This window comes from Delftia sp. JD2 (genome assembly GCF_001682645.1).
Taxonomy (GTDB): Bacteria; Pseudomonadota; Gammaproteobacteria; order Burkholderiales; family Burkholderiaceae_C; genus Comamonas; species Comamonas acidovorans.
The window spans coordinates 1-10,587 of the sequence record NZ_LFJT01000104.1 but is presented as its reverse complement, the minus strand read 5'-3'; the positions used below and the strand labels follow the sequence as shown (position 1 = coordinate 10,587).

Annotated in this window: 9 protein-coding genes; 8 read left to right on the top strand and 1 reads right to left on the bottom strand. The window is 66.0% G+C overall.

Features of this window, described 5'->3' with window-relative positions; genetic code table 11:
- The first annotated feature begins 199 nt into the window (after positions 1-199).
- Positions 200-1,342, top strand: a complete 1,143-nt coding sequence (gene dnaJ / locus ACM14_RS29455) for a molecular chaperone DnaJ (protein ID WP_013801020.1) — start codon at positions 200-202, stop codon at positions 1,340-1,342.
- 69 nt (positions 1,343-1,411) lie between these two features.
- Here the strand turns inward: dnaJ and ACM14_RS29450 are convergent, their stop codons facing one another.
- The gene (locus ACM14_RS29450) at positions 1,412-2,674 is read right to left on the bottom strand and encodes a tetratricopeptide repeat protein (protein WP_175403327.1); all 1,263 of its coding nucleotides are present in this window, start codon (positions 2,672-2,674) and stop codon (positions 1,412-1,414) included.
- A 241-nt stretch (positions 2,675-2,915) separates the two neighbouring features.
- Here ACM14_RS29450 and ACM14_RS29445 point away from each other — a divergent pair, with 241 nt between their 5' ends.
- The 7 genes from ACM14_RS29445 to ACM14_RS29415 all read left to right on the top strand — a co-directional run.
- Positions 2,916-3,860 carry a LysR substrate-binding domain-containing protein gene (locus ACM14_RS29445; protein ID WP_012207033.1) on the top strand — a complete coding sequence of 315 codons (945 nt, stop codon included), beginning with the start codon at positions 2,916-2,918 and terminating at the stop codon, positions 3,858-3,860.
- A gap of 63 nt (positions 3,861-3,923) precedes the next feature.
- A complete protein-coding gene (gene leuC / locus ACM14_RS29440; RefSeq protein ID WP_034396655.1) occupies positions 3,924-5,345 on the top strand; it encodes a 3-isopropylmalate dehydratase large subunit in 1,422 nt (473 codons plus the stop codon).
- A 31-nt stretch (positions 5,346-5,376) separates the two neighbouring features.
- Complete coding sequence (locus tag ACM14_RS29435) at positions 5,377-5,502, top strand: entericidin A/B family lipoprotein (RefSeq protein WP_012207035.1); 126 nt, start codon at positions 5,377-5,379, stop codon at positions 5,500-5,502.
- Between the two features lie 20 nt (positions 5,503-5,522).
- Positions 5,523-6,176 carry a 3-isopropylmalate dehydratase small subunit gene (gene leuD, locus ACM14_RS29430; RefSeq protein ID WP_065348107.1) on the top strand — a complete coding sequence of 218 codons (654 nt, stop codon included), beginning with the start codon at positions 5,523-5,525 and terminating at the stop codon, positions 6,174-6,176.
- 96 nt (positions 6,177-6,272) lie between these two features.
- Entirely contained in the window at positions 6,273-7,343 is a 1,071-nt protein-coding gene (leuB, locus tag ACM14_RS29425; RefSeq protein WP_012207037.1) for a 3-isopropylmalate dehydrogenase, read from the top strand.
- A 388-nt stretch (positions 7,344-7,731) separates the two neighbouring features.
- Positions 7,732-8,844 (top strand): aspartate-semialdehyde dehydrogenase, encoded by a 1,113-nt coding sequence (gene asd / locus ACM14_RS29420; protein ID WP_013801017.1) that lies wholly within the window; start codon positions 7,732-7,734, stop codon positions 8,842-8,844.
- Positions 8,845-9,232: 388 nt separating this feature from the next.
- The coding region (locus tag ACM14_RS29415) for a FimV family protein (protein WP_368072939.1) at positions 9,233-10,587 on the top strand (1,355 nt) is incomplete at its 3' end.

The window sequence follows — 10,587 nt, the reverse complement described above, 5'->3', positions numbered from 1 at the left end:
GCTGCTGCCCGGCCAGGTGCAGCGCGCATTGGGCAGCGTGCAGCAGCCGCTGACGACAACGTCGTTGACGCCGAAGTCAAGGAAGTCAAGAAGGACTGAACCCAGCGCGTGGTCCCTTGACGACCGCTTGCCGCCGCGCTCGGCCCTGCCAAGGGGCTGACGCGGCGTTCCTGTTCTCACTGACTGGCTAGCAAACACCATGTCCAAACGCGATTTTTACGAGGTCCTCGGCGTTGCCAAGAACGCCTCGGACGACGACATCAAGAAGGCTTATCGCAAGCTGGCGATGAAGTACCACCCTGACCGCAACCAGGGGGATGCCGCAAGCGGGGCGGAAGAGAAATTCAAGGAGGCCAAGGAGGCCTACGAGATGCTCTCCGACAGCAACAAGCGCGCGGCCTACGACCAGTACGGCCATGCGGGCGTGGACCCCAACCGCGGCATGGGCGGCGGCGCCGAAGGCTTTGGTGGCTTTGCCGAAGCCTTTGGCGACATCTTTGGCGACATGTTCAACCAGGGTGGCGGCAGACGCGGCGGCGCCGGTGGCGGCCGCCAGGTCTACCGCGGCAACGATCTCAGCTATGCCATGGAGATCACGCTGGAGGAAGCCGCCCACGGCAAGGATGCGCAGATCCGCATCCCCAGCTGGGATGGCTGCGACACCTGCCACGGCAGCGGCGCCAAGCCCGGCACCAGCGCCAAGACCTGCACCACCTGCAACGGCATGGGCAGCGTGCAGATGCGCCAGGGCTTCTTCAGCGTGCAGCAGACCTGCCCGCACTGCCGGGGCACGGGCAAGATCATTCCCGAGCCCTGCACCAGCTGCGGTGGCCAGGGCAAGGTCAAGCGCCAGAAGACACTGGAAGTGAAGATTCCAGCCGGCATCGACGACGGCATGCGCATCCGCTCCTCCGGCAATGGCGAACCCGGCACGAATGGCGGGCCTGCGGGCGATCTCTACATCGAGATTCGCATCAAGGACCACGACATCTTCGAGCGCGACGGCGACGACCTGCACTGCAACGTGCCCGTGAGCTTCATCACGGCGGCGCTCGGCGGCGAGATCGAGGTACCCACCCTGTCGGGCAAGGCGGCCATCGACATCCCCGAAGGCACCCAGGCCGGCAAGCAGTTCCGCCTGCGCGGCAAGGGCATCAAGGGCGTGCGCTCCAGCTATCCCGGCGACCTGTACTGCCACATCGTGGTCGAGACGCCTGTCAAGCTGACCGAGTACCAGCGCAAGCTGCTGCGCGAGCTGGAGGAATCGCTCAAGAAGGGCGGCGCCAAGCATTCGCCCAGCGGCGAGAGCTGGACCGACAGGCTCAAGAGCTTCTTCAGCTGATACAGCACTGAGCCCCCAACAAAAACGCCTCTTCCGAGGCGTTTTTCATTGGTGCATGCTCAACAGGACTCAGGGAACGGGTTTGGCCTTCCAGGCCGCCGCCTGGCGCTCGGTGCGTGCACGCTCGGCCGCGCTCAGCGGCTGGGCCATGCTGTCACGCTTGGCGGCCAGCGAGCTGTCCCTGCCCGCCGCCAGCAGCATCCAGAAATAGGCCTGGGACGGGCTGCGCTCCACGCCCTTGCCCGACGCATAAAGACTGGCGAGATTGGACTGCGCCAGCGCATCGCCCTGCTGGGCGGCACGCTCCAGCCAGCGCGCGGCCTTCTCGTCGCTGGCGGGCACGCCCTGGCCATTGGCATACAGCACACCCAGGTTGGACTGGGCTGCGGCATTGCCCTGCTCGGCCGCCTTCTCCAGCCAGTGGGCGGCCTGCGCCATGTCGCGATCGACCACGCCACCCTCGGCATAGAGCATGCCGGCATTGAATTGCGCATCGGCATGACCCTGGCCTGCCGCCGCCACAAACCAGCGCAGCGCCTGCGCCACGTCCTCGGCCACGCCCCGGCCCGTGGCATACATCACGCCCAGGCTGTACTGACCGGCCGCTTCACCTTGCTCGGCCGAGCGCTGGAACCACTGCACGGCCTGCGCGGAGTCCTTGGCGGCTCCGCGCCCCTCGGCCAGCATCAGGCCCAGGTTGTTCTGGGCCACGGCATCGCCCTGCTCGGCAGCCTTGCGATACCACTGCACGGCCTGGGCATCGTCACGCGCCACGCCACGGCCATTCGCATACATCAACCCCAGGTCGGACTGGGCTGGCGCATAGCCCTGCTGCGCAGACTTCTCATACCACTGGGCCGCCGTCTCGGCACTCAGGGCAACGCCCTGGCCGCGCTTGTACAGCGAGCCCAGCGCGTACTGGGCGCTGGGCTCGCCCTGCTCGGCATGCTGGTGCAGCGCTGCGACCTCGGCCGCGCTAAGGCCGGGCTCGCCCTTGGGGGCATGGCCCACTGCGGCTGCGGCAGTTCCGGCCGCAACGGCCCCTGCCGCCACGCCAGCGGCGGCAGCCTTGGCCGGCGCATTGCGGGTTGGAGAGGGCGCCGACTTGCCCCCGGTCTTGACGGCGGCCTTGCCCGCTGGCCTGGCTGCCGCTTTGGCCGCAGGTCTGACGGCAGGCTTGGCCGGTGCCTTCGCACCGCTCTTGGCCGTGTTCTTCGCTGGCGGCTGCGGCTTGGCAGACGCCGGGACGGCCATGCAGGACAGGGCTGCGGCCAGAAGCAATGACAGGCCTGCAGGCAGGGCTCGCAGGCCCGTCGGGTATCGATCGTTCATATGCTCTTATTTTTGCAGCAATCCATGCAGGCGACTGGCGCAAAGATTGACAAATTCTTTCAGTATGCAACCGGCGTTCCGACAGGAAAGGCCGACCGCAGCCATCGCTAGGGGACATGACCCCCATCTCCATGAAATCGCACGACATCACCAAAGACATCGCGCTTGAAGATGACAGATCGATGACTTGTGCGAGAAAATCCATCCAACTTCTCCTAATGAGAAGCCTGAACCCCACCACATGAAGAATTCAGAGCGCAGTTTTGCACGGCGCATAGACCTTACCTCCCTGCAGCTGTTCGTGGCTGTCTGCGAACTTGGCAGCATCGGCCGCGCGGCCGAGCGTGAGTTCATTGCAGCCTCGGCGGTGAGCAAGCGCCTGTCCGATCTCGAGGCCACGGTGGACACAGCCCTGCTGTACCGACACAGCCGTGGCGTGACCTTGACGCCGGCCGGCGAAAGCCTGCTGCACCATGCCCGCAACGTGCTGTACGGCCTGGAGCGCATGCAGGGCGAGCTGTCCGAGTACGCCGATGGCGTGCGCGGCCATGTGCGCATCCACGCCAACATGTCTGCCATCGTGCAGTTCCTGCCGGAAGACCTGGGCGTGTTCGCGCGCAAGCACGGCCAGGTCAAGATCGACCTGCAGGAGCAGCTCAGCCCCGCCGTACTGGCTGCCGTACAGGAAGGCACGGCCGACATCGGCATCTGCTCCATGGCGTACATGCCGCTGGGCAATGGCCAGGCCACTCCCGTACTGCAGCACCGCCCCTACCGCGAGGATCGCCTGGTCGTCGTGGTGCCCGAGCAGCACGCGCTGGCGCACAGCGACAGCGTGGCCTTTGCCGATGTGCTCGAATGGGACATCGTCAGCCTGCAGGCCGGCTCCTCCATCAGCCTGGCCATGCGTGCGGCCGCCGCACAGGCGGGGCATGCGCTGCACCAGCGCATCCAGGTCACCAGCCTGGATGCCATGTGCCGCATGATCGACAACGGCCTGGGCGTGGGACTGATCCCCGACCGCGCCTTCGAGCTCATGCACGGCGTGGGCCATCTGCGCGCACTGGAGCTCAGCGACGACTGGGCTCGGCGCGAGCTGAGCATCGTGGCGCGTGACTTCGACGCGCTACCCGTCACGGCCCGCCTGCTGGTCGAGCACCTGAGCCCGCCGGCCAGCGCATCCTGAAGGCCACTTGGCCGCTGGATGCCCCCAAAAATTTCCCCACGACACCAACCATTCGAGAACGCCATGGGACGCACCCTCTACGACAAGATCTTCGACGAGCACGTCATCCACACCGAGGATGACGGCACCGCCGTCCTCTACATCGACCGCCACCTGGTGCACGAAGTCACCAGCCCCCAGGCCTTCGAAGGCCTGCGCATGGCCGGCCGCAAGCTGTGGCGCATCAGCTCCGTGGTCGCCACGGCCGACCACAACACCCCCACCGACGGCTGGGAGCGCGGCTATGACGGCATTGCCGACCCCATCAGCAAGGAACAGATCACCACGCTGAACACCAACATCGGCGAGTTCGGCTCTGCGGCCTTCTTCCCCTTCATGGACAAGGGTCAGGGCATCGTCCACGTCATGGGCCCCGAGCAGGGCGCCACCCTGCCCGGCATGACCGTGGTCTGCGGCGACAGCCACACGTCCACGCACGGCGCCTTCGGCGCACTGGCCCACGGCATCGGCACGTCCGAGGTCGAACACGTGATGGCCACCCAGACCCTGCTGGCCAAGAAGGCCAAGAACATGCTGATCAACGTCAGCGGCAAGGCGGCCCCCGGCATCACGGCCAAGGACATCGTGCTGGCCATCATCGGCAAGATCGGCACGGCCGGCGGCACGGGCTACACCATCGAGTTCGCCGGCGAAGCCATCCGTGACCTGAGCATGGAAGGCCGCATGACGGTCTGCAACATGGCCATCGAAGGCGGCGCACGCGCAGGCCTGGTGGCGGTGGACGACAAGACCATCCAGTACGTCAAGGGCCGCCCGCTGGCCCCAACTGGCGCCGAATGGGATGCCGCCGTCTCCTACTGGAAGACGCTGCACTCCGATGCCGATGCGAAGTTCGACCGCGTGGTCGAGCTGCAGGCCAGCGAGATCGTGCCGCAGGTCACCTGGGGCACCTCGCCCGAGATGGTGCTGGGCGTGGATGCCCGCGTGCCGGACCCCGACAAGGAAAAGGATGCCAGCAAGCGCGGCGCCATCGAACGCGCGCTGACCTACATGGCGCTGGAGCCCGGCAAGGCGATCGACGACATCTTCGTGGACAAGGTCTTCATCGGCTCGTGCACCAACAGCCGCATCGAAGACATGCGCGAGGCCGCCGCCGTGGTCAAGAAGCTGGGCCAGAAGGTGGCGCGCAACATCAAGCTGGCCATGGTCGTGCCCGGCTCCGGACTGGTCAAGGAACAGGCCGAGCGCGAAGGCCTGGACCAGATCTTCAAGGCGGCAGGCTTTGAATGGCGCGAGCCCGGCTGCTCCATGTGCCTGGCCATGAATGCCGACCGCCTGGAGCCCGGCGAGCGCTGCGCCTCCACCAGCAACCGCAACTTCGAAGGCCGCCAGGGCGCGGGCGGACGCACCCACCTGGTGAGCCCGGCCATGGCTGCAGCCGCCGCCATCCACGGCCACTTCGTGGACATCCGCAGGTTCTCCTGATCCGATCCCGCAACTGCCCCGCCTGCACACCATGAAGCCCTCCTTCTCGATCCTCCTGATCGGCCTGGCCTTCACCCTGGCCGCCTGCAATACCGTCAAGGGCATTGGCCAGGACGTGCAAAGCGCGGGCAGCGCCATCGAACGCGCCGCCCGCTGAACCCTGAATCCGATACAGCCATGCAACAATTCACCGTGCACAAGGGCCTTGTCGCCCCCATGGACCGCGAAAACGTCGATACCGACGCCATCATTCCCAAGCAGTTCCTCAAGTCGATCAAGAAGACCGGCTTCGGCGTGAACCTGTTCGACGAATGGCGCTACCTGGACCATGGCGAGCCCGGCCAGGACCCGGCCTCGCGCAAGCCCAACCCCGACTTCGTGCTCAATCAGCCGCGCTATGCGGGCGCCTCCATCCTGGTCGCACGCAAGAACTTCGGCTGCGGCTCCAGCCGCGAGCACGCGCCCTGGGCCCTGGACCAGTACGGCTTTCGCGCCATCCTGGCGCCCAGCTTTGCCGACATCTTCTTCAACAACTGCTTCAAGAACGGCCTGCTGCCCATCGTGCTGCCCGAGGCCACGATCGACATGCTGTTCAACGAGATCGCGGCCTTCCCTGGCTACGAGCTGACCATTGATCTGGATCGCCAGGTGATCGTGCGCCCGCAGGGCGAGGAGATCTCTTTCGATGTCATCGCCTTTCGCAAGTTCTGCCTGCTCAACGGCTTTGACGATATCGGCCTGACGCTGCGCCACGCCGACAAGATCCGCGCCTACGAGGCCGAGCGCCTGGCCACCAAGCCCTGGCTGGCACACACGCTGGTGCAGCGCTGATCGACCTCCACTTGCGCGCATCAATGGGCCGCAGGCGTTGCTGAACCAGTCGCCGGCGGCCTTCCACCATCCGAACAGTCTCTCAAAAGGAACACCATGAAAATCGCAGTCTTGCCCGGTGATGGCATCGGCCCCGAAATCGTTGCGGAAGCCGTGAAGGTGCTGGGCGCCTTGGGCCTGGACTTCGACATGCAGACGGCCCCCGTGGGCGGCGCTGCCTACGAAGCTGCCGGCCACCCGTTGCCCGAATCCACGCTGAAGCTGGCCATGGAGTCCGACGCCGTGCTGTTCGGCGCCGTGGGCGACTGGAAGTACGACACGCTGGACCGCCCGCTGCGCCCCGAGCAGGCCATCCTGGGCCTGCGCAAGCACATGGGCCTGTTCGCCAACTTCCGCCCGGCCATCTGCTATGCGGAACTGACCCACGCCTCCAGCCTCAAGCCCGAGCTGGTCGCGGGCCTGGACATCCTCATCATCCGCGAGCTGACCGGCGACATCTACTTCGGCCAGCCGCGCGGCCGCCGCGTGGCCACCGACGGCCACTTCCCCGGTGCCGAGGAAGCCTTCGACACCATGCGCTACTCCAAGCCCGAGATCGAGCGCATCGCCCATGTCGCCTTCCAGGCCGCGCAAAAGCGCAGCAAGCGCGTGACCAGCGTGGACAAGGCCAACGTGCTGGAAACCTTCCAGTTCTGGAAGGACGTGGTCACCGAAGTGGGCCAGCAGTACCCCGATGTGCAACTGGACCACATGTACGTGGACAACGCCGCCATGCAGCTGGTCAAGGAACCCAAGCGCTTTGACGTGGTGGTCACGGGCAACATGTTCGGCGACATCCTGTCCGACGAAGCCTCCATGCTGACCGGCTCCATCGGCATGCTGCCCTCGGCATCGCTCAACTCCAGGGGCCAGGGCCTGTACGAGCCCAGCCACGGCTCGGCCCCCGACATCGCCGGCAAGGGCATTGCCAATCCGCTGGCCACCATCCTGTCGGCCGCGATGATGCTGCGCTTCTCGCTGAACCAGGAAGCCGCCGCCCAGCGCATCGAAGCCGCCGTGCAAAAGGTGCTGGCCCAGGGCCTGCGCACGGCTGACATCTACAGCGAAGGCACGACCAAGGTCTCCACCCGCGAGATGGGCGATGCCGTGGTGGCCGCACTGGCCTGAAGTCCATGACGGCCGCCAGCCTCCCGGCTTGCGGCTGTCCCTGTGGCGGGCAGGCACTGCCCTGCTTCGCCGCAACATGGCAAAACGTCAAAATAGACGTCCACTTTTCGCCGATTCGACGAAGATATTCATCAAAACAGACATTCTCTTTCCTGGCGTATTCGATAGAATGACGTCTCTTATGTTTGCCGCCCGCCCGTTCCTCCTGCTGAACATTGCACCCGCCGCCCTGGCTGGTGTGGCTGCGCGCGCAATCACATCCACAACCATTACGACAATCAAAGGCTGACCCAGCCCGGTTCGTCGTGCGCCCTCACCTGGCCTAGACGAGCCGGGCGACAACAGTCTTGATCAAGCACTGTTTTCACACTGAAAGGGCGTTTCAAAAATGAGCAAGCAATTGGTAGGCCTCGTCGGCTGGCGCGGCATGGTCGGCTCCGTACTGATGGACCGCATGCAGGCAGAGGGCGACTTCGACCTGATCGAGCCCGTGTTCTTCTCCACCTCCAACGCCGGCGGCAAGGCCCCGGCCATGGCGAAGACCCACACCGAGCTGCGCAATGCCAACGACATTGCCGAGCTGTCCAAGTGCGACATCATCATCACCTGCCAGGGCGGCGACTACACCAAGGAAGTCTTCCCCCAGCTGCGCGCCTCGGGCTGGAACGGCCACTGGATCGATGCCGCCTCGTCGCTGCGCATGGAAGGCGATGCCGTCATCGTGCTCGACCCCGTCAATGAAGGGCTGATCCAGTCCAAGCTCGCCGCGGGCGGCAAGAACTGGATTGGCGGCAACTGCACCAACTCCATCTTGCTGATGGGCCTGGGCGGCCTGTTCAAGGCCGGTCTCGTGGAATGGGTCAGCTCCATGACCTACCAGGCAGCCTCCGGTGGCGGCGCCAACCACATGCGCGAACTGCTCAAGGGCATGGGCGTGGTGCACGCTGCCGTGGCCGACGAACTGGCCACGCCCGCATCCGCCATCCTGGACATCGACCGCAAGGTGGCCCAGACCATCCGCACCGACGTGCCCACCGAATTCTTCGGCGCACCGCTGGCCGGTGGCCTGATCCCCTGGATCGATGCGCAGCTGGACAACGGCCAGTCCAAGGAAGAGTGGAAGGGCCAGGCCGAGGTCAACAAAATCCTGGGCACCGAGCAGACCATCCCTGTCGATGGCCTGTGCGTGCGCATCGGCGCCATGCGCTGCCACAGCCTGGCGCTGACCCTCAAGCTCAAGAAGGACCTGCCCCTGGAAGAGCTGGAAGCCATCATCAAGTCCGGCAATCCCTGGGTGAAGTGGGTTCCCAACGACCGCGCCATCACCGTCAAGGAACTGACCCCTGCCGCCATCACCGGCGGCCTGGAAGTCGGCGTGGGCCGCGTGCGCAAGCTGAACATGGGCCCCGAGTACCTGTCGGCCTTCGTGATCGGTGACCAGTTGCTGTGGGGCGCCGCCGAGCCGCTGCGCCGCATGCTGCGCATCCTGCTCGCCGCCTGAGCATCGCCGGCTTGAGCCAACACAAAAAGCGCCATGTCCCGGGCCGGGACATGGCGCTTTTTTCGGCTTTAAGCCCTGGGCAATTGGGCACAATGCCCAGGTCTCTTGTCCATTGGCTGTAGGTGGTTGCCTACAATCACCAAAGATACATTGTGTTTCTTCTCGTTGCCGTTCGACAACAACTATTGGCGTTCGCCGGCAACCAGACGCTTGCGATCCTATAGCGTGGCCGACAATGCGACCCAAGCACCCTGGTAGATGGCGTGCCATCTATCCCCGGGTAAATTTCAATTACATGTGCAAGCGCGGGCATTCCCACAATAACAATAGTGCCTGCCCAATTGCATCCACACAGGTTTGACGCTTTATGCATCGTTGGAAACTCTCTGTGCTGGCCACTGCGGCCGTCGTCTCGGTCGCACTGCCCGCCTCCGAGGCCTGGGCACTGGCTCTGGGCCGGGTGAACGTGCAATCGGCCCTGGGCGAGCCCCTGCGTGCCGAAGTCGAAATCCCCCAGATCACCGCCGCTGAAGCCGAAGGCCTGCGCGTGGGCGTGGCCTCTCCCGGCGTCTTCCGCACCCAGGGCATGGAGTACAACGCCACCGCCAGCCAGGTGCGCGTCAGCGTGCAGCGCCGCGCGGATGGCTCGGCCGTGCTGCGCCTCACAAGCACACAGCCCGTCAACGAACCCTTTGTCGATCTGGTGATCGACGCCAGCTGGGCTTCGGGCAACCTGCAGCGCAACTACACCCTGCTGCTGGACCCGCCCACCCTGCAAAAGCTCCCGCCTGCCGTGACGGCTGCAGCCCAGGCGTCGGCACCCGAGCCTGCCGCAGCGCCGCGCCGCGCAGCTCCCGCTCCATCGCAAGCCGCTGCAGGCAACACCGAGGAAAGCCGCCCCGCGCCAGCAACCGCGCGCCGTGCCGCCCCGGCAGCCCGCGAGCGCGCCGCAGCGGCTCCCGCGTCGTCCGAGGCCTCCGAAGTCCGCATCAAGACCGGGGACACGGCAGGCCGCATCGCCGCCGCCCACCTGCCAGCCGGCGTTTCGCTGGACCAGATGCTGGTGGCCATGCTGCGCACCAATCCCAAGGTCTTCATCAACGGCAATGTGAACCGCATGCGCTCCGGCGCCGTGCTCACCGTGCCGGATGAAGCCACGGCCCAGGCCACCTCGCCGCGCGAAGCGCGCCAGATCGTTGCCGCCCAGTCCCGCGATTTCAACCAGTTCCGCCGCCAGCTGGCCAGCGCCGCGCCGGCCGCGCCCGTGACATCGGCCAACCGTGAAGCATCGGGCAGCGTCCAGGCCCAGGTCGAAGACCGCAAGCCGTCCACCGCAGCACCCGACAAGCTCACCCTGTCCAAGGGCGCCGTCAAGGGCGTGGAGGCCGACGAGCGCCTGGCCAAGCAAAAGCAGTCGGACGACCAGGCATCGCGCACGGCCGAGTTGCAGCGCAACATGTCCGAGCTGAGCCAGATCGCCGCCGCCACCAAGCCCGCCGAAGGTGCTGCTGCAGCACCTGCCTCGGCAGCCAGCGGCACGGCAAACGGCGTCGCTGTGCCGGGCGCGCCGACCGTGCCTGCAGCGCCTGAAGCTGCAGCACCCCAGACAACTCCCGCGGCCCCGGCAGCGCCTGCCGATGCAGCTGCTGCGGCCGCTGCGCCCACCGCTGCTCCAGACGCCGCAGCCAATGCAGCCGGCTCGGCAGGGCCCGCAGCAGAAGCCGCGCCCGCCACGCCTGCTGC

Coding starts and splice junctions, on each gene's coding strand:
- ACM14_RS29445 (WP_012207033.1), top strand. CDS start 2,916: ATGAAGAATTCAGAGCGCAGTTTTGCACGGCGCATAGACCTTACCTCC.
- leuB (WP_012207037.1), top strand. CDS start 6,273: ATGAAAATCGCAGTCTTGCCCGGTGATGGCATCGGCCCCGAAATCGTT.
- asd (WP_013801017.1), top strand. CDS start 7,732: ATGAGCAAGCAATTGGTAGGCCTCGTCGGCTGGCGCGGCATGGTCGGC.
- leuD (WP_065348107.1), top strand. CDS start 5,523: ATGCAACAATTCACCGTGCACAAGGGCCTTGTCGCCCCCATGGACCGC.
- ACM14_RS29450 (WP_175403327.1), bottom strand. CDS start 2,674: ATGAACGATCGATACCCGACGGGCCTGCGAGCCCTGCCTGCAGGCCTG.
- dnaJ (WP_013801020.1), top strand. CDS start 200: ATGTCCAAACGCGATTTTTACGAGGTCCTCGGCGTTGCCAAGAACGCC.
- ACM14_RS29435 (WP_012207035.1), top strand. CDS start 5,377: ATGAAGCCCTCCTTCTCGATCCTCCTGATCGGCCTGGCCTTCACCCTG.
- leuC (WP_034396655.1), top strand. CDS start 3,924: ATGGGACGCACCCTCTACGACAAGATCTTCGACGAGCACGTCATCCAC.